Source organism: Streptosporangium sp. NPDC000509 (assembly GCF_042898365.1).
Lineage (GTDB): Bacteria > Actinomycetota > Actinomycetes > Streptosporangiales > Streptosporangiaceae > Streptosporangium.
On sequence record NZ_JBIAYX010000002.1, the window covers coordinates 394843 to 418919 of the forward strand.

Genomic DNA, 24077 nt, shown 5'->3' on the forward strand with positions numbered 1-24077 from the left:
ACCTTCATGCAATCGTTATACGCATGTACGGCCGACGCCCGGCGTCGGCCGTACGGGATCGGCGCGAACTCAGCCGGCGATCAGCTCGTTAGTCCGCTCGTACTCCTCTTTGGCCAACTCCAGCAGGTCCCGCCAGGAGTCGACATCCGGTCGCCGGCGCAACAGCGCTCGGCGTTCGCGCTCGGTCATCCCGCCCCACACCCCGAACTCGATGCGATTGTCCAACGCATCGGCGAGGCACTCGGTCCGGACCGGGCATCCTCGGCAGATCAGCTTCGCTCGGTTCTGGGCAGCGCCCTGAACGAACAATGCGTCAGGATCCGCACCCTTACAGGCCGCACGGGAGGTCCAATCCGTGATCCACATTCGACCCCACTCCCCTTTAGGTGGTCAGTCGTGACTTGGGCCGACGGGCGCGGGCGTCAGGCCTCGGTATTCAATTGCTGCAGAAAGAGAACGTACGCAACCAGACGTTCGGGCCGACAGACCCCGGCGGGACCAAATTCTCACATGGTCATCCACGGCCATCTGGCCGGGAATGACTAGTCACCTGCCCGAGATACAGGACAAAGCCAAACTAAGATGGCGTTCCGTTACCGTATGGGTCATCTGCCCGACGTACTCTGGGACTCGTGCAAGCTCAAGGCAAAGACCAGCGGTCTGTGATCGGCGCGATCGGTAACGTGGTGAAGCTGCTCGGCGCGGCGACTGTCACGGGCGTGCTGGTCGCCGCCGTGGCGCTTCCGACGGTGGGTGGCGCGGGGCTGACGGTGAACGCGGCGGCGGACGAGCTACGCCTTCTCCCCGAAGAGCTCCAGGAGCCCCCACTCGCGGAGAAGACCACCCTGCTCGACGCCAACGGCAAGCAGTTCGCCCAGTTCTACTTCGAGAACCGCGAGTCGGTGAAGCTGGACGCGGTCGCCGACGTCATGAAGACGGCGATCGTGGCGATCGAGGACTTCCGGTTCTACGAGCACGGGGCGATCGACCTGGAGGGCACCTTCCGCGCGGCCGTGAAGAACGTCTCCGGCGGCGGGGTCGTCCAGGGCGGCTCCTCCATCACGCAGCAGTACGTCAAGCTCGTGCTGGTCAACGCCGCGGAGAGCAAGGAGGAGCAGGAGGCCGCGATCGCTCCCACGCTCTCCAGGAAGCTCAACGAGCTGCGCTACGCGCTGGCCATCGAGGAGAAGTACACCAAGTCGGAGATCCTTGAGCGCTACCTGAACATCTCCTACTACGGCGCGGGCGCCTACGGCATCCAGGCCGCGTCCAAGCGCTTCTTCAACAAGCCCGCCTCGAAGCTCACCCTGTGGGAGGCGGCCACCCTCGCCGGAGCCGTGCAGAACCCGAGCGTGACCGATCCCAACGCGGGCAAGGCCTCCCGCGACCGGCTGCTGGTTCGGCGCAACACCGTGCTGAACCGGATGGCCGAGCTCGGCAAGATCACGCCGCAGGAGGCGGAGGAGGCCAAGAAGAAGAAGCTCGGCTACAAGAACATCGAGGCTCCCGGCGGCTGCGAGGAGAGCCCCTACCCGTACTTCTGCCTCTACGTGCGGCATGAGATCGCCACGAACGAGGACTTCGGCAAGACCCGCAAGCAGCGCGAGAGGCTGCTGCAGCGAGGCGGCCTCGTCATCAAGACGACGCTCGACCCGAAGGCGCAGAAGGCCTCGGAGAAGGCGATCAAGCAGTACGTCAAGACCAGCGACAAGCCGGTCGCCTCGCAGGCGATGATCGTCCCCGGCACCGGCGCCGTGAAGGCGATGGCCGCCAGCCGCAAGTTCGGCAGGAACAAGAAGAAGAACGAGATCAGCTACAACCTTGTCGGCGACAGGGCGCACGGCGGCGGAGCGGGCTTCCAGGCGGGCTCCACGTTCAAGCCCTTCACCCTGCTGACCGCCCTGGACCAGGGCATGAAGCTGAACGACGGCTTCGGCACCGGTTCCGGCTACAAGGCCCCCAGCAGGAGCGCGTTCCGCGACTGCAAGGGCAACGTGGTCGGCGACACGAACCACGAGGTCAAGAACTCCAGCGAGGGCGGCGGCGGCTTCAAGACCCTGACCACCGGCACCCTGGGCTCGGTGAACACCTTCTTCATGCGCCTGTCGCAGGAGGTCGGCCTCTGCGACACGGTCAAGATGGCCAAGAGCCTGGGCATCAAGCGTGCCGACGGCGAGCCGCTGAAGGAGTTCGAGACCTTCACCCTCGGCATCAACGAGATGGACCCGGTGACGGTCTCCGCCGCCTACGCGACGATCGCCGCCCGCGGCACCTACTGCACCCCGATGGTGATCACCGAGAGCACCGACCGCGACGGCAAGAAGACCTCCTACAAGCCCAAGTGCAAGCAGGTCCTCGACGAGGAGGTCGCCGACGCGGCCACCCACATCATGTCCGGGGTCTTCACCAAGGGCACGATGACCGAGGTCGGCGGCATCGGCCGGCCGGCGGCGGGCAAGACCGGCACCACCGACGCCTACACCGCCGCCTGGTTCGCCGGGTTCACCCCCGATCTCGCCTCCGCGGTCAGCCTCGGCGACCCGCGCGGCGCCTTCAAGCACGACCTGACCGGCGTGACCATCGGCGGGCGCTACTACAGCTACGTGTACGGCGCCTCGATCTCCGGGCGGATCTGGAAGAACTCCATGCTCGGCGCGCTCAAGGGGGTCGAGGCGACCCCCTTCACCCCGGTGAACATGTCGCGCTTCGGCGGCTGTTCCGCCGGCCGGTGCGAGCCCAAGCCTCCGCCGAAGCGCGACGGTGACGGCCCCGGAGACGGCCCCGGAGACCGCCGGGGTGACAACCGAGGCGACAACGGCGACGGCCCGTTCAGGCCGGGCGGCGACGGCCGGGAGGTCAACGGAGGTGACCCGTTCGGTCCGTTCGGCGGCGCCCCGGTCGCCCCGGTCGCCCCGTAGTAACGCCCTCGAAGCCCCGCCGTCCCGGCAGGCGGCCTCAAAACCGTCGGAGCCCTGCTCGCCGGATCTCCGAAAGGTCCGGCGAGCAGGGCTCTCGCCGCGTGGGCCCCGCACCGGGGCCCACACCCCTCGATCGGGGCGAATCGGTTGTCGCCGGTGCGGCCCCGCACCCGGATCAGCCGGGCAGCCGCGGTGGCAGGGCCGCTCAGCTCCGCCGGATCGTCAGGTCAGGACGCCGCCAGGCGGGCCCGTACGGCCTGCGCGACGCGACCGCCCTCGGCGCGTCCGGCGACCTTCGGGTTCACGATCTTCATGACCTGTCCCATGGCCTGCGGCCCGGTGGCGCCGCTCTCGGCGACGGCCTCGTCCACGAGCCCGGCGAGCTCCTCGTCGGACAACTGCGCGGGCAGGTACGCCTCAAGCACGGCCTGCTCGTCGACCTCGGCCTGGGCCTGCTCCACCCGGCCGGCACCGCTGAACGCCTCGGCCGCCTCGCGGCGCTTCTTCGCCTCCTTGGCCAGCACCTTGACGATCTCGTCGTCACTGAGCTCGCGTGCCGTCTTGCCCGAGACCTCCTCGACGTTCACGGCCGCGAGGGCCATGCGAATCGTGCGGGTGCGGATCTCGTCCCTGCTCTTCATGGAGGCCGTGAGATCGGCCTTCAGCTTGTCCTTCAATGCGCTCATGATGTCCATCTTGCCGCCTCACCAGCCCCGCCGTATCCCGAGTTTCCGTTCGAGGGCTCGATCTCGGGCATGATGAGAAGGTGAGGAAAGCAGCCGCGGTGCCCCTGTCCCTGTTCGGCGTCGGCCTGGCCGGCCTCGCGTACGCCTCGGTCGTCGAGCGCAACGCGTTCCGGCTGCGCCGCTTCGACGTGCCCGTTCTGGAGCCGGGACAGCGGCCGGTGCGCATCCTCCACCTGTCCGACCTGCACCTCACCCCCGGCAGGCGGAGGCTGATCGAGTGGGTGCGCTCGCTCGGCGCCCTCAACCCCGACCTGGTGGTCAACACCGGCGACTCCATCGCGCACCCCGACGCGGTCGCGCCTCTCATGCACGCCCTGGAGCCCCTGCTGTCACGCCCGGGCCTGTTCGTCTACGGCTCCAACGACATGTACGAGCCGCGGCCGAAGAACCCGGCGCGCTACCTCTGGCGCACCTCCAAGGCCGACTACGGGCAGAAGATCCCCAACCTCCCCTGGGAGGAGCTGGGCGCCGCGATGGCCGCCGAGGGCTGGCTGGACGTGAACAACACCACCGCCCGCCTCAAGGTCGGCGATCTCGACGTGGCGGTGGGCGGCATCCACGACTCCCACATCAACCTCGACCGCTACGACCTGATCGCCGGCCCTGCCCCGGCGGCGGCCGACCTGCGCCTGGGCGTGATGCACTCGCCGGAGCCCCGCAACATGACCCGTTTCGCCGCCGACGGCTACCAGCTGCTGCTCGCCGGGCACACCCACGGCGGTCAGCTCTGCGTCCCCTTCTACGGCGCGCTGGTCACCAACTGCGGCATCGACCGGGCCCGGGTCAAGGGCATGAGCCGCCACGACTCCGCCTACCTGCACGTCTCCGCCGGTCTCGGCACCAGCCCCTACGCCCCGGCGCGTTTCTCCTGCTATCCCGAGGCGAGCCTCCTCACCCTGGTGCCCCGTCGCCGTGGCGACGCAAGCACCCACGAAGTCCGCTAGACTTTCCCAAGCACGAGCGAGTCCGGACGTGCGACCGGGGTGTGGCGCAGCTTGGTAGCGCGCTTCGTTCGGGACGAAGAGGCCGCAGGTTCAAATCCTGTCACCCCGACGTTGAATGTCCCGAAGTGAGAGCCTGGTCACCAGAAATGGTGACCAGGCTTTTTGCTTGTGAACCCCGGTCGGATCGCGAAAGCGAGTGACCATCTGGCGAAATTTCCCCTATTCGCCTATTTCATCCAGCAATGATCGCTTTGTCGATCAGTTCCCGCTGATCTCCGGGCCCGACGGGTGCCCCCGCCTTCGTCGCCCCACCGATGACGGTGCTTCGGAACACCGGCGTGGCGACGAACGCGAAGGCCGTTCGAGGCTCCGGGGATTCGGGGCTCCATGGCTCCGGGGATTCGGGGATCCGGGACTCCGGAGGTCACCGGACCGCGTCGTCCGTGATCCCTTCCGGTACGAAGCCCTCCGGCAGGTCCCGCAGGTGGTGACCGCCGGCCGTGACACGCACCGGGCCTCCGACGGCGAACATGATCTGGTGGGCACTGCGGATCAGCACCCGCCCGACGGCCGAGTCGATCGCCCCCGCGAAGTGGGGAACGCTCGTGCTGTAGTTCACGTCGAACACGACCTCGCAGCCCTCGGGCAGGTCCGTGCTCGTCCACACCCCCCTGAGGTGCTGGAAATCCCCGCTGACCTGCTCGAACTCGATGCGGTACGGCTGCGAGCCGTCTCCGGACCCCTGGCTGCGCTGCACCCACCGCGCCGTACCGCCGCGGAAGGCCAGCACCCACTCGCGGAGCCCGTCGCCGGTGTCGGAGACGGAGACGATGTCACGGGCGTACGCGGGGAATGTCGCCTCGTCGCCGAGCCGTTCGATCACCTCGGCCGCCGTCGCCGGCACCGTGGCCTTCAGAATGCGAGATGTCATGACGCATGCTCCTTCTCAGTCCGCCGGGCGGATGACGCTGACGCCCTGCAGGCGGGTGGTGCGCAGCATGGGGTGGCTCGCCTCTCCGAAGGCACCGCCGGTGAGACCGGGCCCGCCCTGGTTGGGCAGGAAGGGCAGGAAGCCACTGTGCGAATCATTGATCTTCAGGTTGCCGCCGTTGACGACCCCCTCCAGGAACCGCTCGATCGTCGAGGTCCCGGTCGACCAGACGGAGTTACGCAGGCCGTACGCGTTGGTGTTCACGAAGGCCAGCACCTCCTCCAGGAGAGCCTCGTCATCCGTCCCGGCGTCGGGGACGATGATCGGCAGAAGCGGGAAGAAGGTCTCGTCGCGGACCACCGAGAGCGATCTGGCGTTGCCGAGCCCGTCGACACGGACGATGCTCGGCTCGACGAAGAACCCCGTCTCGGACGGTGATCCGTCCACTTCGAGGCGGCGACCACCGTGGACGAGCTTCGCACCTTTGGAAAGGGCCTCCCCCAGGCAGCCGAAGAACCAGTCGACCCCCAGAACCGGGGTGAGCACCACACCGGCCTCGTCCGGGTATCCCGGCTGGATCCTCCGGGTGGCCACGACCAGCCGCTCGATGATCTCGTCCGCGATCGCCGGATGGACGACCACCTGGTTGGGCACGTTGCAGATCTGTCCGGAGTTCATGAAGAACTGGGTGAGGGTCTCCACCGTGGCGTCCAGGTCGGCGTCGTGCCACACCACGCAGCAGTCGTTGCCCGCGAGCTCCAGGATCGGCTTCTTACCCGCGGCGATGCACTCGCCCTCGAACTCGAGCCCCTTCTTGCTGCCCCCGAAATAGAGGATGTCGTCGACGTGCTCGCTCGCCATCCAGGCGTCGAGCATCGGCGGCCCGCAGAGGGCGTTGATCGTTCCCGGCGGAGCTCCCGCCTCTTCGAGCACCGGCGCCACGATCTCCCGCATCGCGTACATGCAGCTGAGAGCGACCCCCCGCGGTGCGCGTACCACCACGGTGTTGCCCGCGATGAGAGAGGTGAGGCCGTTCAGCGCGTTGACCGCCGCGGCGTTCTGGGGTGGGTTGATGCAGACGACCCCGTCCGGAACGCGACGCAGGATCATCTCACGGTCGCCGTCCCAACGGCGGAACTCCATCTGCTCGGCGCACCATTCGAGGGTCTCCCGGCTCCAGCTGGTGTACGGGAGCCCGCCGATCATGCCTTGGGCCGCGGAGCGCGGCGTGCCCTCGGCGACGAGGATCTCGACGAGGGGGTCGAGGTGCTCAAGAATTCTTTTCGCGATGCGGCGTCCGATCTCGATTCGCTCGCCGAGCGGAACGCGTCTCCATTCCGGTGCGGCGGCGGCGGCCGATTCCAGGGCGAGGGTCGTCATGCTCTCGTCGGCGACGACGCACGCCCCCACGACACGTTCCCCCGCGGTGTGCGAATCGGTGACTCCCAGATCGAGATCACGCTTGAGCCCCAGGGTGGGGAAGGTGTCCTCGATAAGGGCCCGAGCGGCGAGCGTGTGAACAAGCTGGGCGTTCTCGCCGGTGACATCTCGGCCGCAGATGTAAGCGGGATATATCCCAAATTTCACATTTCCTCCTTCGCTCGATATGACCACGGCTGATATTCACGCTATGTGTGGCAATACCAGTGGAGCAATGGGAGTGTCATAAGGGCTTCTTATGAAGCCCAAGAGCCATTTCTTATCGAGTTCGGGCCGACCAGAGGCCGGACCGCTGTGCACCGAGCAGGGCGTCGCCCCCGAAGGGGACGCCGGCCCCCTCCACTCGCCACCCCGCCGATCCGTCCGCTCCCCGTCCGTCCAGGGCCGCTCCGACGACATGGACGCCCATCGCACATGCGATGGAGAAGGGGTCAATACCGCATGACTGCCAGGCGGTTTAGCCCTCAGGACAGGAATATGCGAAGGTAGGGTGATTGTTCACGATGTTTCGGCTCAGCACGGTGAGCCGGTAAGGAGCTCCCGTTGTTCAGGCGTCTTCCCCGGTGGGCCGTCGCGGTCCCCCTCGCCCTTACGCTGGCCGCCGCCCTGTCCGGCTGCGGCTCCGACGACCCGGCCCCCACCACGGCCTCCTCCGGCGACGGGACCACGACGTTGACGGTGCTCGCCGCCGCGTCGCTGACCGGCACGTTCACCGAGCTGGGCAAGACCTTCGAGGCCGCGAACCCGGGCACCACGGTGCGCTTCAGCTTCGGCTCCAGCGCCACCCTGGCCCAGCAGATCGTCGCGGGCGCCCCGGCCGACGTCTTCGCCGCCGCCAGCCCGGCCACGATGAAGACCGTCACCGACGCCTCCCTGGCCACGACCCCGACCACCTTCGCGCGCAACGTCCTCCAGATCGCCGTCCCGGCCGACAACCCGGCCAAGGTCGACGATCTGGCCGACCTGGCCGACCCGAAGGTCAAGGTCGCCCTCTGCGCCGAGCAGGTGCCCTGCGGCGCCGCCGCGGTCACGGCCCTGGACGCGGCCGGCCTCAAGGTCACCCCCGTCACCCTGGAGCAGGACGTCAAGGCCACCCTCACCAAGGTCGAGCTCGGTGAGGTCGACGCCGCCCTCGTCTACAGGACCGACGTCATCGCCTCCGGCGGCAAGGTCCAGGGCATCGACTTCCCCGAGGCCGAAAAAGCGATCAACGACTACCCGATCGCGGCCCTGTCCGGCGCATCCGCCCCCGAGGCGGCGAAGCGCTTCGTCGACCTCGTACTGTCACAGCAGGGCAAGGACGTACTGACCAAGGCCGGATTCCAAGCCCCCTGACCGCTGCCACGACACCCTCCGTGACGCGACGCCCCCGCACCCATCCGTACACGAAACCATGCGCGGGACGCGCGTCCAGCGCCTCGCCCGCACCGTCGAGGACCTTCACCTCGATCCCGGCCATCGCGAGGCCGGCGAAGCGGATCCACCGAGATACCTCACACCGGCATCACCGGCCCCTCTGCCCCCATAACTACCCATCTAGCACCCTTTAGCGACATAAAGTAACCCCCCGGAGTCATGCGACCGCAGACGGTAATGTACGTTTGTGGTCATGATCGTGTTGATGCGGCGAGTCGCGCAGCGCGGAGGCGTCACCCTCGCGCTGGGACTGGCCGTGCTCGGCGCCGTCATATTGATGCATCTGGCACTGTGCGTCGTGGCCCCCGTGCACCGCGGGCACTTCCACGCCCCCGGCCATCGGTCACCGACCGCCGCGACCACCGCGATCACGGCCACCGCCGCGGGACCTGTCACCGCGATCGGCGCGGAGGTGCCCGCGGACCACGTACCGTGCCCGGCGCCACCACCCGCCGAGGAGGATCACCACCTGTGCGGGGCGGCGGCCGGAGCGCAGATCACCGGTACGCGCGCCCCAGTGCCGACCGGCCCGGTCATCGGTGACCCGGTGGCCGTCGACGAGGCCCCGGCACCCCCGCCGTCGCCCGCGTGGCGCCGCGCGCGACCGGTCCGCCCGCCCCCGGGCGCGGTGTTACTCCTTCTCAAATCCGTTTCCCGTATATAGCCCGCCCCGCGGGCCCGCCGGTCAACGACTCCGCACTCCTCACGAGACTCCTCGCGAGTTCCTCATGAGCGGTGGAGCCGTCGCTCAAGCGCGCCCAGAAGCGAGTTGATCACATCGCATCCAGGGGAAACGAATCATGACATACACACTTAATTCACCACAGGTAGCGGCCGAACGGCCGCAGATCGACACCGCCTCACTCGGCCGGCTGATCACCGGAGCCACCTGCCACACTCCCGAGCACGTGGTCGGCAACACCCCCGTGCTCTGGGTTCCCGAGATCGCCTCGGGGCTGGGGCACGGATTCTGGGCGAAGTTGGAGGGCGGCAATCCCGGTGGGATCAAGGACCGCTCCGCGCTCTACATCGTCGAGCGGGCGCGCGAACGCGGCCTGCTGCGACCGGGAGCGCCCATCGTGGAGTCCACCAGCGGGACCTTCGGGCTGGGCCTGGCGCTGGCCGGCATCGTGCACGGCCACCCGGTGACACTGGTGACCGACCCGGGCATGGAACCGCTGATGCACCGGTTGCTGTCGGCCTACGGGGCCCACGTCGTCGTCGTCACCGAACCGCATCCGGTGGGCGGCTGGCAGCAGGCCCGTCGGCAGCGCGTGCGGGAACTGCTCGGCGAGCACCCGGACGCCTACTGCCCCGACCAGTACACCAACCCCGACAACGTCGCCGCCTACGCGGGACTCGCCGTCGAGCTGGCCGGTCAGCTCGGGCGGATCGACGTCCTGGTGTGCAGTGTGGGCACCGGTGGCCACAGTGCCGGCGTTCATCGCGCGCTCCGGCGCTTCTATCCCGACCTGCGGCTCGTCGGCGTCGACACGATCGGCTCGACCATCTTCGGCCAGCCCGCGCGCCCGCGGCTCATGCGCGGCCTGGGCAGCAGCATCCACCCGCGCAACGTGGCGTACGAGGCCTTCGGGGAGGTCCACTGGGTCGCGCCCGCGGAGGCGGTCTGGGCCTGCCGACGCCTGGCCTCGCTGCGGTACGCCACCGGCGGCTGGAGCGTCGGCGCGGTGGCCCTGGTGGCGTCCTGGCTCGCCCGCACGCTGCCCGGATACACCCGGATAGCGGCGATCTTCCCCGACGGTCCGCATCGCTACTTCGACACGGTCTTCAACGACGACTACTGCGCGGAACGCGGCCTGCTCGGCGCGCCCCCGATGACGGACCCCGACGAGATCGCCCATCCGGCCGAACGCGAGGTGACGCGCTGGACGCGATGTGCGACCGTACCCGACCCGGTCGGCTTCCCGAGAGACGGCGATGCCTTCCGGAAAGACGGCGACGCCTCCCTGGAAAAGGGGATCGCCTTCCCCGAAGACGGTGCCGGCTTCCCGGGGGACGACGTCGTGGAAACGTCGCCGGCCGCCGCGGGAGACGGCGCCCGCGCCGAAACCGCCGGGGAGACGACCGGGAAAGGTGGCCTCCGGTGAGAGGCACCGTCGCTCTGGCCCGCTCCTTCGACCGGCCGGTGAGACTGCTACTGATCAACCAGCTCACCATCAACACCGGCTTCTACATGCTGATGCCCTATCTGGCCGGTCACCTGTCGGGAACGCTGGCGCTGCCGGCCGCACTGGTCGGCCTGGTCCTGGGCATCCGCAACCTCAGCCAGCAGGGCATGTTCCTGGTGGGCGGCACACTCGCCGACAGGCTCGGCCACAAGCCCATGATCGTCGCGGGCTGCGGGCTGCGCACGGTCGCGTTCCTGCTGCTCGCCGTGGCCGACTCCCTGCCCGCGCTGGTGGTCGCCTCGGCCCTGACCGGGTTCGCCGGCGCGCTGTTCAACCCGGCCGTACGGGCCTACCTCGCCCGCGAGGCCGGAGCGCGCAAGGTCGAGGCGTTCGCCGTGTTCAACGCCTTCTCCCAGGTCGGCATCCTGATCGGACCGCTCGTCGGCCTGCTGCTCAACGCGGTGGCCTTCAGGCTCGTCTGCCTGGTCGCGGGCGTGATGTTCGCGGTCCTGACGGTCGCACAGACGCGAGCCCTGCCCGCGGGAGCCGCTCCGGAGGGCGAGGAGGGGCGAGGCGTGCTGCCGGCCTGGCGCGAGGTGGTCGGCGACCGGCCGTTCCTGCTGTTCTCCCTGGCCATGATCGGCTCCTACGTGCTGAACTTCCAGATCTACCTGGGACTGCCGCTGGAGATCCGCCGGGCCACGGGCGGTGAGCTGGGAATCACCCTCGTGTTCGCCGTCTCGGCGGTGATGACCCTGGCGGGCCAGGCCCGTCTCACCGCGTGGGCGACCCGGCGGTGGCGACCGCCGCAGGCCATCGCGTGGGGGCTGGTCCTGATGGGACTCGCCTTCGTCCCCCTCGCCCTGGCAGCACCCTGGGCGGGCACCGCCGTCGTGCCGCCCGGCGGAACCGCCCTGATGCTCGCGCTCGTCCCCGTCCTGGGGACCACGGTGCTGCTCAGCCTGGCCACCATGATCATCTATCCGTTCGAGATGGCGACCGTCGCCACCTTCGGAGGCCGGCACATGGTGGGGACGTACTACGGGCTCTACAGCACCCTGGCCGGCGTCGGTATCGCCGTGGGCAACCTGCTCACCGGGTCGGCTCTGGATCTGGGCACGCGGGTCGGCCTGCCGAGCCTGCCGTGGCTGGTCCTGGCACTGATCGGCCTCGGCTGCGCCACGGCCGTCGCCGTTCTGGATCGATCGGGGCGCCTGGCGACCCCGCCGAGGGCCGCTCCGGCGACGGCGTGAGGCGGCAAGGGCCGGTCCGGCCCTGACGATCTGCGGGGGCGGGGGCGGAGCATCTCACCGAGACTCCGTGCCTGCCCGTCCCCGCCGGTCGTCCGGGGTTGGCGTTCGGTCGCGGCGGACAGCGTCATGGCCAGGAGGGATTGTCCGGCACGCGCGCGTCCGGCCTGTTCGGCCTTCCACCCACCGGCGCCGCTCATCACCGCGCGCGCAGGAACGGCGCCGTCCGTCGCGACTCGCCCAGGAACGCCGCCGCCCATCAGGGCATGCTCAAGAACGGCGCCGCCCATCACGGCTCGCTCAGGAACGGACGAGGCGGGCGATCGCGTCGGACGCCTCCCTCACCTTCTCCTCGGCCTCGGCTCCGCCCTTGGCGGTGGCCTCGGCCACGCAGTGCGCCAGGTGCTCCTCCAGCAGGGACAGCGCGAAGGACTGCAACGCCCGGTTGGCCGCCGACACCTGGGTGAGGATGTCGATGCAGTACTTGTCCTCCTCGACCATCCGCTGCAGGCCTCGCACCTGCCCCTCGATCCGACGTAGCCGCCGCACATGGTCCTGCTTGTTGGCGGTGTATCCGTACATCTCGCCCCCTCCGCTCGGCTTCCCCTGCGAAAGGATACCCCCCGCTAGTATTCAAGGCAGCCTCGCCGACCGTGCCCGCCTACATGCCGCCGACCATCTCGGCGGGCGGCGGCACCGGCTCCCACCCGCCCACCAGCCCACGGGTGGCGATCGTGACCGCGCAGCGTTGCGCGGCGTACGTGAGGGCCATGGCGTGATGTTCCGGGGAGAAGTCGGCGACGGCATCGGCGACGAGGAACGGCTGAAGGTCCTGCATGAAGGCGTCGCAGGCGGTCATGAGGCAGCCGATGTGCGCGTAGACACCGCAGACGATGATCTGGTCGCGTCCCATCGCGTCCATCCGGGTACGCAGGTCGGTCCGGTGGAAGGCGCTGTAGCGCCACTTGGTGAGCAGAACGTCGGACTCCGCGGGAAGGAGGCTCGCGACGATCTCGCTCTCGCGAGGACCGGGGATGCCCGCCCCCCAGAAGTCCTGGAGCAGGCCGCGCTCGTGCCTGCTCTGGCCGCCGGGCTGCACCGAGTAGACGACGGGAACCCCCAGCTCCGCGCAGGCGTCGCGCAGGAGACCGATGTTGGCGATGAGCCCGGTCAGCGGGGAGGCGTCGGCGGTGAAGGGGGCGAGGAAGTAGTTCTGCATGTCGTGGACCAGCAGGATGGCGCGGCGCGGATCAGGGCGCCAGCTCACCCGGTTCTCGGGCAGGTCGTTCTCCCTCGGCAGCGGGTAGGAGGCGATCTGGGGGAGGGCCACGGGCACTGTCTCCTTTCCTCGGTTTTCGTGGGGTTTCCTGCGGCTTTTCGGCAGTTTTTTCTGCGGTTTCTCTGCGGTGCCGGAACCTTCTCGCGGTGGCGGACCGCCTCCCGCGACGGTGAACCTCCTCCGTGACGGCGAGTCGTCTCCCCGTGGCGGATCATCGCCCGTGACGGTGGATCGTTTCCCGTGCCGGCGGGTCAGCGGTGCTGGTCCAGGCCGACGGCGCGGAGCATGGTCTGGAACTTGGCGGTCGTCTCGGCGAGCTCGGTCTCCGGTACCGACCCCGCGACGATCCCCGCGCCCGCGAACAGCCTCAGGGTCTGGTCGGCGACCTCGGCGCAGCGGATGGTCACGACCCATTCGCCGTCGCCCGTCGCGTCACCCCACCCGACCAGGCCGGTGTACAGACCGCGGTCGAACGACTCGATCTCCTCGATGGCCTCACGCGCGGCGCTCGCGGGCGTGCCGCAGACGGCGGGGGTGGGGTGCAGCACGGTGGCCAGTTCCAGCGAGGTGACCGTCGGGTCGTCCAGCACGCCGGTGATCCGGGTCGACAGGTGCCACATGGAGGCGGTGGACAACGGCGAGGGCCCGGCGGGGACGGACAACTTCCTGCAGTACGGGCGCAGTGCCTCCACGATGCTCTCGATCACCAGGGCGTGCTCGCGAAGGTCCTTGTCCGAGGCGAGCAGAGCGCGGGCCCGTTCGCGGTCGACGACGGGGTCGGGGTGGCGGGGCGCGGAGCCCGCGAGCGGGTTCGTCGTGATCCGGCGGCCCGAGCGGGAGACGAGGAGTTCGGGACTGGCTCCCAGGAGGGTACGGGCCGTGTCGTCGCTCGACGGCAGGTCGACCGCGTAACCGTAGGCCTGTGGGTCGCGCCGGACGAGGTTGCGCAGGATGCGGCCGACGTCGACGGGTGCGCCCATGGTGATGTCCAGGGTCCGGGCCAGCACGATTTTCTGGAGCTCGCCGGCGGTCAGCTTGACCAGCGCCTTCTCCACACCGCGCATGTAGTCGTCGGGATCGGAGACCGGACCGACCCCGGTGAACGTCCCCGTGACCTGCTCGGGGGCGGCGGAGAGGCCGGTCGGCGGACTCGTCCAGCAGACGGTGGCGGGTACCAGCAGGCGCGCGGGACGGTCGTCGCGGAAGGGAACCGCGCCCACCACCACGGGATTGGGGTGACCGGAATCCCGAGCGTCGCGCAGGGCCGAGGCGACGCGACCCTGCAGGCTCGTCGTCCCGGAGTCGGGGACCTCCTGGACCACCCCTCTGGCGAGCAGGGTCCTGGTCGGCGAGGTGAAGAAGAAGGTACCGGGCTCGTAATCTCCCAGAAGGTCGGGCGTTCGAGACATGGTGCTGGTGTCGTTCGACGACATGGCTAAGAGGTCTCCTGTCGGGAGAAATCCAGGAACGGGGGGTGTGCCGTGCTACGACCGGAGCGTGGCGCCCCCGTCGACGTACAGGTCCTGCATGGTGATGTGCCTGGCACGGTCGGAGGCCAGGAAGAGGACGGCGTCCGCGATGTCGGCGGGATCGGCCAGCCTGCCGAGGGGGATGCCCACCCGGAAACTGGCCGGCGAGCCGTCGATGACCGTCCTGGCGTCGTGGCCGCCGGCCCACAGGGCGCGCTGCATGGGAGTGTCGGTGGAGCCGGGCGACACCACGTTGCAGCGGATGCCGTACTGCGCCAGCTCCAGGCCGAGGCACTTGGTGAACTGCGCGGCCGCGGCCTTGGAGGCGGCGTAGGCCGACATGTCGGTCCGGGGCACGCCCGCGGCGTTGGACCCCACGGTGACGATCGCCCCGGATCTGCGGGGGATCATCCGGCGGGCGACCGCACGGGACAGGTGGAAGACTCCGCCGGTGTTGACGGCGAACGTGCGAGCCCAGTCGTCGTCGCTGATGGCGACGGCGGGTCCCGAGCAGAGCACCCCTGCGACGTTGACGAGCAGCCCGATCGGGCCGAGATCGGCCTCGACCCGCGCGACCACGTCGTCGACGGCGGCGCTGTCGGTGACCTGGCAGGGGTAGGCGACCGCGACGCCGAGGTCGGCGGCGACCCGCGCGACCCGCTCGGCGTTCACGTCGAGCGCGGCGACACGTGTGCCCGTGGCCGTCAGGGCTCGCGCCACGGCCTCGCCGATGCCCTGTGCCGCACCGGTGACCACGGCCACCGCGCCTTCCATCACCATGCCTTCACCGTCTCTCGCCGTGTCTCGTCGTTCTCTCGCGCTCCCGTCGCCCTCGCCACGGTCCGCCTGTGTCGGTAGGCAGGCTAGCTCCATCACTTTAGGTCGCGCAGCAAAAACTTATAGTTACTTTTCACAGATCAGGAGGACATCGCGGAGGTTAGTGGGACCACTCCGGACTGCGGGACACTGCGAGCGAGGGAACCCCGGGCGGGCGATTCGTCCCCCGATGACGGTTTTCCGAGGAGAGCCGGTCTCCACTGCTCCCGCCCAGGTGAAGGGCGGATTCGACGCGTTTACAGATAGTCAACGTCGCGTCAATCGCCATGACCTAACATCATCCTTCGTGACAAGCCAGGATATTTCAGAGCGACAGGCATATATCCCCCCTGCGCCTCCCGCCGAAACCTCCGCAGAGCCCGTGGAACCCGCGGAGGAGGGCAGCGGCGTGCTGGCGATGATCGAGCGCATCGGCTCGATCATCGTCCCGATCGGCGTCGCGTTCTACGCCGTCCTCTACCTCGGCGTCGAGCAGATGTACGGCGTGTTCGGCATCAGCCCGCAGCAGGCGGGAATCGACCAGTCCGTGCTGCTCGGCCGGTTGATGGGGACGCTGATCCTGCTCCTGCTCGTCATCGCGCCGCTCCTCGGCCTCGTCGTCGGGGTGGGCTGGCTCGCTGACAAAGTGACCCGCGGCGCGGTCGGAAAGGCCGTGACGGCCGTACGGCGCCGCCCCTGGGTGGCCGCCCTGCTCGCCGCGCTGTGGTGCGGCGCGACCTACTGGGGTCTGCTGAGCCTCGTGGGCGACCTCGAAATCGCCGCCATGGTCGTCGTCGCGGTGGGGCTGGGCGTGCTGACGTTCCTGGTGCCGTTCCGGTTGCTGCGCCGCAAGCCCGTCGGCCGTGCCGGCATGAAGGTGCTCACCGGCGCTCTGACGGGTATCGGCCTGGGATTCCTGCTGATCCTGCAGATGGCCCTGGGCGCGGTGGAGATGCAGGAGACGGGACGGGCCAACGACCTCCTCCCCTACGTCGGCTTCCAGGACCAGTGGGCCGTCATCAAGGACGCCGACGGCGACAAGCCCCTCTACGACGGCCGGTGGATGATGCTGCTCGGCGAGAGCCAGGGCACCTACGTCTTCTACGACTGCGACAAGCTGGAGACCTTCCGGCGCCCGATCGACGGCACGCTCCTCGGCAACCTCCAGCTGCAGCCGGAGCGAGAGGCGGGCTACAAGTGCGGCACGCTCGCAGAGCAGGGAGAGGCACAGGCGAGCGAGGGACAGTAGACACGACCGGCGGACACGACCGAGAGGGCGTCCACCGGTTCACCCACGACACCTGCCGGCGGCGGGATCCGGCACTCCCGGTCCCGCCGCCGGGGACGGCACGACGCACGTCACTGATTTTGGCCCGAATAATCATCTCAAAAATCATTACGGGCAACAAAAATGCCTCGACTCGGATACGCGAATCGAGAGAGCACCCTCTGCCGCGACCGTACGGCGAGGAATCCAGCAACCTGGACATATCCCCGCCATTGACGAATCCGTTTAAACCTTCTTAACGAGGGTCGCGCTTTGCCATGTCGATCATCGGGTAACTCCTGCTTGCCGCCATCGTCGCGGTTCAAGCAATCCGATCTCCTGAAATCACAAAAGACATGGAATGCGATGACTTTTAGCGGTAGAAGACGGGCTCAAAACATTAATTCCAGCCAACACGCTCGAAACCGGTCCGTCGCGACAACAGCAATCGGCGCCATTCTGGCACTTTCCTGCCAGGCGCCGGCCGGCGCCGTGACCGACACCACGGGAGCCGTTCTCCTCAGCACGCGAGCCGCGGGTAGCGAGACCGTCCCGGTCGGGAGGACGATCGGCGCGCCCGGGGGCGCGAGCTTCTCCCTGATCGGAACCCTCGGGCGGGAAGACTGCAAGTGCCGTGGACAGCACTGCGTGTGTGACCGCGATCGTCCCGGCAAGAATCGGGGCAGCGGAAAGGGCAGGAGCGGCCGGGACCGCGGAAAGAAATCGTCGAGTCTCGAACTGCCGTCGGAATCGGCGACCCCGGCGAATCCCGCTAAAGAAAATCCCGCCAAAACGGATCTTCCAGATGTTCCACTCGATCCGCTCGGCCTACCCGGTCCGGCCAAACCGGCGGGGCCCGCGAAACCGGCAGGACCTGCGAAACCAGCGGGACCCGCGAAACCGACGGGATCCACGGACACGGCAGGCCTGGCGAATCCGGCAGGGCCCGCAATTCTGGTGGGCCCCGCAGGCCCGGCCGGCCCGGCCGGCCCCAAGGGAGTTCCCGGTCCCGCAGGACCGACAGGAGCGACGGGTCCGAAGGGCGACACCGGTGCCCCCGGCCTTCCTGGGGCACCGGGCCCGGCGGGCGCGATGGGACCCGCGGGCGCGACGGGTGCCACCGGTCCTGTGGGACCGATGGGACCCGCGGGACCGATCGGCCCCCAGGGTCCGGACGGGCTCACCGGCCCGATCGGCCCGGAAGGACCCAAGGGTCCGGCAGGTCCCCAGGGACTCGCGGGACCGGTAGGACCGATCGGCCCGGAAGGGCCGGTGGGGCCGATCGGCCCTGAAGGACCCGCGGGGCCAATCGGCCCGGAAGGACCGGTCGGCCTCGTCGGGCCGATGGGCCCGGAGGGTCCGGTCGGCGCCCCCGGGCCCGCGGGTGCGGACGGCGCTCCGGGACCCGTCGGTCCGGCCGGCGAACCCGGCGCCACCGGACCGGTGGGACCGACCGGCGCCACCGGAGCCGCGGGCGAGCCTGGAGCACCTGGCCCGGAAGGACCCGCGGGACCGATCGGCCCCGCGGCACCGACCTCCGCCGTCTCGGTGTCGTACCTGCTTTTCGAACCGATCACCGCGTCGGTCAGGAACGACGGGACGGCACAACTCCGCGATCCGCGCACGACTCCGCTCTGGCACGATCTTTCGAAGATCCCCGGTCATCCCACCGACGTGGTGGACGTCGCGACGACGATCCTCCATGACGGCGCCCTTCCGTACCTTCACCTCACGGTCCAGAGTTCGTCCGGTCAGGTCGCCCGGACGAAGTGTCTTCTCGGGCGGCCGGTTCCCCGGACGGGAGGCTTCTTCGCTCCGGGAACACCTCATGGACCTCCCGCCTACCCCGCGAACTGCGCCAAGTTCACCGACGAGACACCGCCGCTCTGAACCTCGCCGAGTTCCGAGCCTGACAAATGAAAAAATGTCGTCAAAAGAGAATGCCGTACCCGGCACCGGCCGGGCGCGGCATTCTCCATGTCGAATCCCTCGAACGATGTCGAATCCCTCGAACGCGCACGGCCTCCTGCGCCCCACGATCACCCGGCCCTCGGGCCGTGGGGCGCGTCAGTTGCGGGCGAGGACCAGACGCGAGGGGTCTTCTCCCGGCAGCGGGACGCGGAGGCGACGCCTGGCGGCGACCATCCGGCACCCGGCGACGCACGCGTTCGTGCCCAGCGCGACGATCGTGAACAGGCCGAGGCGGAGCAGGTCCTGCCTGCCGAAGCTGAGCTCCCCGGCACCGTTGACCAGGAATCCGGTGCCGAAGAACCACGCCATGACGGCCGTCGCCAGCGCGACCCCGGCCCGGACCCCGCGGGCGGCGTAGGCGCACACGGCGATCGCCATGATCAGTACGCGGCCGGCGGTCTCCGCCGGAGCGAGGAGCAGCGAGGCGGTCGCGGCCGTGGCGACGACGGTGACGAACCCCCCGGCGAGCGAGAACCCCACCGGTTCGATCCCGGACTTCACACCTACCCCCTTCGCATAACGGACATTTGTTGCTGAACAGGCATTTACCGAGGGGCGGACTCCGCCCCTCCATGAAATCCCGGGAAATGCCCGAACGCCAATGTCAGTATCTTTTCTTCACCCTTTCCCGACGTTCCTTTACGCCGTTCTCGGCCCCGGCGGGCGCCCGCCGGAAGCCTCTTCGCGGCGACAAGGCGCACCCGGGTGGAGAGTCCGAAGACGACCGGAGCTTTCGTGCCGGGACGACGGAGAACCGGTCCGGGATGACTCAACCCACTCGATCGCGAGCCCCCCGTGACCTTTGCCATACGATCGCCGTATGGCGGAGGTCATGGTGCGCGACGGAACCTGGACGTTCGACGGCGAGATCCTGCGGATCGTGCCCGGCCACGACCGGAGCGTGAAGAAACTGCGACAGCTGCTGGGAGAGGTGCGGGTGCCGCTGGAGGCGGTGGCCGGCATCGCGTACGAACCCGGCAAGAAGGGCGGCAGGCTGCGACTGCGCCTGCGGGAGGGCGCCGACCCGTTCAGTCAGGCGACGCGCGGGCGGATCGCCGACAACGCCGACCCCTACCAGCTGGTCGTTGACACCAACCGCACCGGCGCCGCCGAGTATTTCGTCACCGAGGTACGCAACGCACTGGTGATCGAGCAGGTGCCGGACGGTCCCTCGGAGCGCTACCTCATGCCCGGCCCCGAACTCCCCGTGGTGGTCCCGGCCGGCGACGGCACGGCCACGTTCGACGGCGAGTCGATCCGTCTCGAATGGAACTGGGCCGCGGAGGGGGTCAAGAAGTCGACGGGTTCCCAGCGGTTCGCGCTGAAGGACCTGAACGGCGTGGAGTGGTTCCCGGCCACGGGCATGGAGAACGGCTGCCTGCGTTTCCATGTGAAGGGCACGGCATCCCACAATTTCGCTCCCAAGCATGACCCGAACTGCCTGGTCCTGTGGGGATTCGACAAGGAGATCCGCACCACGGCCCTGCTCGTCGCCGCCGTTCTCGCCAGGCTGCCGCACCCCTCGGGCGCCCACCCGCCCCCCGCCGAACCCCTCTCGATCGAGGCCGCCACGGCACCCGCCGCCGACGACGACCCGGACTCGCTCCTGCGCCGCCTGCGCGAGCTCGGCGACCTGCACAGGGACGGCATCCTCACCGACGAGGAGTTCACCACCGCCAAGCAGGCCCTGATCCGCCGCTTCTGACGTCGGGGCGGTCGAGCGGAGGTCACCTGCACCGGGCGAGCATGACCTTCTTGTCCGCGCGGGTGACCGGCAGGTCGTATTTCACGGCGACCTGGGCGAAGCGGACGACGTAGGCGCAGCGGACCCCGCGTACGGGAGGGAGCCAGGACGCCGGTCCCGAGCCGCCCTTCGCCTCGTTGGCGGCGCCGTACACCGGGATGAGGTTGAGCGGGTCGTTGGCGATGCGCTTGCGCTTGGACATCGGCCAGCGGGAGGCTCCCATCCGCCACCCGTAGGAGAGCGGGACCACGTGGTCGACCTGGATCTCGTCGGAGCGCTTCTTGGTCCAGCGGACGATCCGGCCGGTGTAGGGGTCGCGCAGCTTCATGGAGACGACCACGCAGTCGGACCCTCGGCGGTAGCGCACGTCCTCGCCGTCGCGGGCCAGCAGGTCGTCGCGGGTACGGCAGCCGTTGCGCGCGTACGGCACCCCTTTGGCGGTGTCGGCCCAGTTCTCGCCGAACCTGGCCCTGCTGTAGCCGGCCTTGGAGCCCATCGGCCTGACCTTGAGTCTGCCGATCAGCCTGACGGCGGCTCCCCGATCCCCGGCCGATCTGAGGGGCGCCAGGCCGGGACGCACGCCGTCCGGATTGTCCAGTGGCGCGACCCGGGCGGGCGCGGCCCTCGCACGCGTGTCCTCGCCCTGCGTCGACAGTGAGAAGAGCACCGCGGCGCCGAGCATCACGGTGACCACCCCCCGCGTGCTCAACCATGCCTCCAGAAAGGGTCTACGGACTCACGCCTGACCGATTCCCGGTCATCTCATGGTTGACACGGGGGTGTCCGCTGGTTGAGACCGGATCCGGCGAAGGGGCAGGTCAGGGCTGGAATCGGTAACCCATGCCCGGTTCGGTGAGCAGGTGGACCGGGTGGGCGGGGTCGCGCTCCAGTTTCTTGCGCATCTGGGCCATGTACTGGCGAAGGTAGTGGGTCTCCTTGCCGTAGGCGGCGCCCCAGACGTCGTTCAGCAGACGGCGCTGGGTGATCAGCTTGCCGGGGTTACGGGCCAGGATCTCCAGCAGGCGCCACTCGGTGGGGGTCAGCCGTACGCCGCCGGAGACGGTCTTGCCCGCCAGGTCCACCTCGTGCTCGCCGATCACGAACCGGGCCGGTTCCTCCTCGGTGGCGGAGACCCGGCGCGCCACCGCGCGGATCCTGGCGAGCAGTTCGTCGACGCCGAACGGCTTGATGACGTAGTCGTCCGCGCCCGCGTCCAGGGCCTCCACCTTGTCGCGGCTCTCGGCCCTGCCGGACAGCACGATGATCGGGACATTCGTCCAGCCGCGCAGCCCGTGGATGACGTCCACCCCGTCCATGTCGGGCAGGCCGAGATCGAGCACGACCAGGTCGGGGTGCCAGTCGGCGGCCTGGCGCAGGGCGGCGGCGCCGTCGTCGGCCACGGCCACCTCGTACCGGCGCGCGGCCAGGTTGATGCGCAGCGCCCGCAGGAGCTGGGGCTCGTCGTCGACGACGAGGATGCGCGTCACGGGGTCCTCCTCGGTCGAGACCAGGCTACGGTGGCGGCTCCCTGGCCGATCAGGTGCCCCGGTGAACGGAACCGCTACGTGCCGCTGGGCAGGGGAGCGGTCGAGCACCGTGAAGTCCGGCCAGGAGCGGCCCGGTGGGTACGCGGTGAAAAGCCGCGTCCTGCGCCATTAATGGTGATATCGAGGCAAATGTCGATATCGGTGGCACCTTCAGGAAGCCTGTCCGTCATATTCTCCGACGCCCATCGGGATCCGATGAATAATCCCGCTCGTCGAGGGCAGCAAGGGCTACCACAACAGCCCAAGTCTGAGGTGAGGTCACACATGATAGCGCTGGGACTTCTCTTGATCGTAGTCGCGGGTGCGGCCGTGATCGCGGTCTCCTGGGACGAGACCACGACATCGACCGCCACCGCTTCGTTCACGGTCTTCGACCGCCTGTTCCAGCTGTCCCAGCTGGAGCTCTTCTTCGCGGGTGTCGCCACGGGAGCGGTTTTCCTGCTCGGCCTGGGGATGCTGTTCGCGGGTATGCGACGCTCGGCCGCGCACCGCCGCAGGCTCCGTGCCTCGCGGATCGAGGCGCGTGACCGGGTCACCCGCCTGGAGGAGGAGAAGCGGGAGCTGGAGCGCAAGCTCGAAGAGGCTCCCAGGACTCCGGCGACCGCTGGGACCCCCGGGACTCCCGCCGCCGCCTCCGCCGCTCCCGCGACCGCCACGACCCCCGTGGTCGACCGCGACCGCGACGGCGTCGACGACCGTGTCGAGGACACCGCACCCCACCCCCGGGTCGACGTGCCCCGTCAGGCCTCCACCGACCAGCTCGTGGCCGGTCGTCACGGGCGCTCGGACCACCGCTAAGCGCCACGCCTTCCCCAGCCGGTGCGACCCCCGGGTCACACCGGCTGAGGCATGCCCGGATCCCCTTCGCCGCCCTCCGGAGCGCGGGGTGACCGGTCGGGGGAAGGCGGATCCCGGCTCTTCACGACCCCGCCCGTATTGATAAAACCCCCAAAAAGTAATATTCGCCCCATGACACCACGGCCTAGGGCGATTTTCTTCTGGGCCACCGGTGTACTCGCCTACATCGTCGCCGTCTTCCACCGGCAGTCGCTGGGTGTGGCGGGCATCGAGGCGGCGGCGAGGCTCGACGTCGGCGCGGCGGGACTCTCGATCCTGGCCATGTGCCAGTTGCTGGTCTACGCGGGCATGCAGGTGCCCGTGGGAGTGCTCGTCGATCGGCTCGGTTCCAAGCGGATGCTGATCGTGGGGGCCCTGGTGATGGCCGGCGGCGAGCTCGTCTTCGCCCTCGCGGAAGGACTGCTACCGGGGATCGCCGGGCGGACGCTGATCGGGTGCGGGGACGCGATGACGTTCATCAGCGTGATCAGGCTGGTCCGTCTCTCCTTCCCCGCCCACCGCAACCCGCTGATGGTCCAGCTCACCGGCCTGCTCGGCCAGCTGGGCGCGATCGCCTCCGCGGTGCCCCTCATCCACTCCCTGCACACCTACGGCTGGACGCCGACCTTCCTGATCGCCGCCGTCGTGGGCGTGGTCTCGGCGTTCCTGCTGATCACGGTCCTGCGCGACACCCTCCCCCAGGTCGTGGGGGAGCCACCGAGCCTGAAGGCGGCATGGGCGGAACCGGGCACCCGGCTGGGCATGTGGACCCATGCGGCCACCCAGTGCTCGGCCGCGGCCTTCCTGCTGCTGTGGGGATATCCGTTCCTGGTCCAGGGGCAGGGGCTCACCCCCTCGACGGCGGGGGTGCTGCTCACCACGCTGACCCTGTGCGGCATGGTGTGCGGGCCACTGCTCGGCTATCTCGCCGGACGGTTCCCCTTCCACCGCTCCCGGATGGTGTTCGTCGTGATCGGCACCACCGCGGGGACGTGGACCGTCGTACTGCTCTGGCCGGGACGGGCACCACTCTGGCTGCTGGTCGTGCTCATGGCGGTGCTGGCGGCCAACGGGCCGGGGTCGATGATCGGCTTCGACTACGCCAGGACCTTCAACCCGGCCACCCGGATCGGCGCGGCCACCGGCATCGTGAACGGCGGCGGTTTCGTCGCGTCCATACTGGTGATCGCCCTGATCGGGGTCACCCTCGACCTCAGGGGCGACAACGGCCTGGACGCCTTCCGCTGGGCCCTCGCCACGCAGTACCCGATCTGGGCACTGGGCGCCTTCCAGGTCATCCGCTACCGGCGCAAGGCACGCCGCAACCTGCTCGCGGCTCCCCGGACGAACCCCTGACCACCTGCCCGGTACGG

The 24077-nt window shown here is 69.2% G+C and carries 22 protein-coding genes and 1 tRNA gene; 12 read left to right on the forward strand and 11 right to left on the reverse strand.

The features are described from left to right. Positions 1-69 precede the first annotated feature (69 nt). On the reverse strand, positions 70-366 hold the full coding sequence (locus ACFY3D_RS05360) for a WhiB family transcriptional regulator (protein WP_012887233.1): 297 nt from the start codon (positions 364-366) through the stop codon (positions 70-72). A gap of 266 nt (positions 367-632) precedes the next feature. Here ACFY3D_RS05360 and ACFY3D_RS05365 point away from each other — a divergent pair, with 266 nt between their 5' ends. Further along, positions 633-2918 carry a transglycosylase domain-containing protein gene (locus tag ACFY3D_RS05365; protein ID WP_389975197.1) on the forward strand — a complete coding sequence of 762 codons (2286 nt, stop codon included), beginning with the start codon at positions 633-635 and terminating at the stop codon, positions 2916-2918. A 227-nt stretch (positions 2919-3145) separates the two neighbouring features. Here the strand turns inward: ACFY3D_RS05365 and ACFY3D_RS05370 are convergent, their stop codons facing one another. Then, positions 3146-3604 (reverse strand): GatB/YqeY domain-containing protein, encoded by a 459-nt coding sequence (locus ACFY3D_RS05370; protein ID WP_350942474.1) that lies wholly within the window; start codon positions 3602-3604, stop codon positions 3146-3148. An 80-nt stretch (positions 3605-3684) separates the two neighbouring features. Here ACFY3D_RS05370 and ACFY3D_RS05375 point away from each other — a divergent pair, with 80 nt between their 5' ends. Both ACFY3D_RS05375 and ACFY3D_RS05380 read left to right on the forward strand, forming a co-directional pair. After that, the gene (locus tag ACFY3D_RS05375; protein ID WP_350942472.1) at positions 3685-4608 is read left to right on the forward strand and encodes a metallophosphoesterase; all 924 of its coding nucleotides are present in this window, start codon (positions 3685-3687) and stop codon (positions 4606-4608) included. Between the two features lie 35 nt (positions 4609-4643). Next, positions 4644-4717, forward strand: a tRNA-Pro gene (locus ACFY3D_RS05380). Positions 4718-5032: 315 nt separating this feature from the next. Here ACFY3D_RS05380 and ACFY3D_RS05385 read toward each other — a convergent pair. After that, complete coding sequence (locus ACFY3D_RS05385) at positions 5033-5539, reverse strand: type II toxin-antitoxin system RatA family toxin (RefSeq protein ID WP_389975200.1); 507 nt, start codon at positions 5537-5539, stop codon at positions 5033-5035. Between the two features lie 15 nt (positions 5540-5554). After that, positions 5555-7126 carry an aldehyde dehydrogenase gene (locus ACFY3D_RS05390; RefSeq protein WP_362903785.1) on the reverse strand — a complete coding sequence of 524 codons (1572 nt, stop codon included), beginning with the start codon at positions 7124-7126 and terminating at the stop codon, positions 5555-5557. Positions 7127-7522: 396 nt separating this feature from the next. Between ACFY3D_RS05390 and modA the strand changes: the two genes are divergently transcribed. From modA to ACFY3D_RS05410, 4 genes are all read left to right on the forward strand, one after another. Next, the gene (modA, locus tag ACFY3D_RS05395; RefSeq protein ID WP_389975203.1) at positions 7523-8314 is read left to right on the forward strand and encodes a molybdate ABC transporter substrate-binding protein; all 792 of its coding nucleotides are present in this window, start codon (positions 7523-7525) and stop codon (positions 8312-8314) included. Between the two features lie 274 nt (positions 8315-8588). Continuing rightward, the gene (locus ACFY3D_RS05400) at positions 8589-9059 is read left to right on the forward strand and encodes a hypothetical protein (protein WP_389975206.1); all 471 of its coding nucleotides are present in this window, start codon (positions 8589-8591) and stop codon (positions 9057-9059) included. Positions 9060-9195: 136 nt separating this feature from the next. Further along, the gene (locus ACFY3D_RS05405) at positions 9196-10503 is read left to right on the forward strand and encodes a PLP-dependent cysteine synthase family protein (protein ID WP_389975209.1); all 1308 of its coding nucleotides are present in this window, start codon (positions 9196-9198) and stop codon (positions 10501-10503) included. After that, positions 10500-11777 carry an MFS transporter gene (locus ACFY3D_RS05410; protein ID WP_389975212.1) on the forward strand — a complete coding sequence of 426 codons (1278 nt, stop codon included), beginning with the start codon at positions 10500-10502 and terminating at the stop codon, positions 11775-11777. Before ACFY3D_RS05405 ends, ACFY3D_RS05410 begins: the two co-directional genes overlap by 4 nt. A 297-nt stretch (positions 11778-12074) precedes the next feature. Here ACFY3D_RS05410 and ACFY3D_RS05415 read toward each other — a convergent pair whose 3' ends face one another. From ACFY3D_RS05415 to ACFY3D_RS05430, 4 genes are all read right to left on the reverse strand, one after another. Continuing rightward, on the reverse strand, positions 12075-12356 hold the full coding sequence (locus tag ACFY3D_RS05415) for a metal-sensitive transcriptional regulator (RefSeq protein ID WP_350942464.1): 282 nt from the start codon (positions 12354-12356) through the stop codon (positions 12075-12077). 79 nt (positions 12357-12435) lie between these two features. After that, entirely contained in the window at positions 12436-13104 is a 669-nt protein-coding gene (locus ACFY3D_RS05420) for an isochorismatase family protein (protein ID WP_389975215.1), read from the reverse strand. A 200-nt stretch (positions 13105-13304) separates the two neighbouring features. Further along, positions 13305-14486: an isochorismate synthase DhbC gene (dhbC, locus tag ACFY3D_RS05425; protein WP_389975218.1), complete on the reverse strand. Its 1182-nt coding sequence runs from the start codon at positions 14484-14486 to the stop codon at positions 13305-13307. Positions 14487-14537: 51 nt separating this feature from the next. Next, the gene (locus tag ACFY3D_RS05430; protein WP_389975221.1) at positions 14538-15302 is read right to left on the reverse strand and encodes a 2,3-dihydro-2,3-dihydroxybenzoate dehydrogenase; all 765 of its coding nucleotides are present in this window, start codon (positions 15300-15302) and stop codon (positions 14538-14540) included. Positions 15303-15720: 418 nt separating this feature from the next. Here ACFY3D_RS05430 and ACFY3D_RS05435 point away from each other — a divergent pair, with 418 nt between their 5' ends. Together ACFY3D_RS05435 and ACFY3D_RS05440 are read left to right on the forward strand one after the other, a co-directional pair. Then, positions 15721-16587: a hypothetical protein gene (locus ACFY3D_RS05435; protein WP_389975224.1), complete on the forward strand. Its 867-nt coding sequence runs from the start codon at positions 15721-15723 to the stop codon at positions 16585-16587. A gap of 1566 nt (positions 16588-18153) precedes the next feature. Continuing rightward, entirely contained in the window at positions 18154-18495 is a 342-nt protein-coding gene (locus tag ACFY3D_RS05440; protein ID WP_362903805.1) for a hypothetical protein, read from the forward strand. A gap of 177 nt (positions 18496-18672) precedes the next feature. Here ACFY3D_RS05440 and ACFY3D_RS05445 read toward each other — a convergent pair whose 3' ends face one another. Beyond that, positions 18673-19077, reverse strand: coding sequence for a hypothetical protein (locus tag ACFY3D_RS05445; RefSeq protein WP_350942455.1), 405 nt, complete (start codon positions 19075-19077; stop codon positions 18673-18675). A 319-nt stretch (positions 19078-19396) separates the two neighbouring features. On the opposite strand from ACFY3D_RS05445, the gene ACFY3D_RS05450 reads away from it, so the two are divergent. Continuing rightward, positions 19397-20281 carry a DUF4429 domain-containing protein gene (locus ACFY3D_RS05450; protein ID WP_362903809.1) on the forward strand — a complete coding sequence of 295 codons (885 nt, stop codon included), beginning with the start codon at positions 19397-19399 and terminating at the stop codon, positions 20279-20281. Positions 20282-20303: 22 nt separating this feature from the next. On the opposite strand, the gene ACFY3D_RS05455 is transcribed toward ACFY3D_RS05450, so the two are convergent. Then, on the reverse strand, positions 20304-21029 hold the full coding sequence (locus tag ACFY3D_RS05455; RefSeq protein WP_389975228.1) for an HNH endonuclease family protein: 726 nt from the start codon (positions 21027-21029) through the stop codon (positions 20304-20306). 109 nt (positions 21030-21138) lie between these two features. Next, on the reverse strand, positions 21139-21807 hold the full coding sequence (locus ACFY3D_RS05460) for a response regulator (RefSeq protein WP_350942450.1): 669 nt from the start codon (positions 21805-21807) through the stop codon (positions 21139-21141). 345 nt (positions 21808-22152) lie between these two features. On the opposite strand from ACFY3D_RS05460, the gene ACFY3D_RS05465 reads away from it, so the two are divergent. Together ACFY3D_RS05465 and ACFY3D_RS05470 are read left to right on the forward strand one after the other, a co-directional pair. Further along, entirely contained in the window at positions 22153-22665 is a 513-nt protein-coding gene (locus tag ACFY3D_RS05465; protein WP_389975232.1) for a hypothetical protein, read from the forward strand. Positions 22666-22836: 171 nt separating this feature from the next. Continuing rightward, positions 22837-24060: a nitrate/nitrite transporter gene (locus ACFY3D_RS05470; RefSeq protein ID WP_389975235.1), complete on the forward strand. Its 1224-nt coding sequence runs from the start codon at positions 22837-22839 to the stop codon at positions 24058-24060. The last annotated feature ends 17 nt before the right edge of the window (positions 24061-24077 follow it).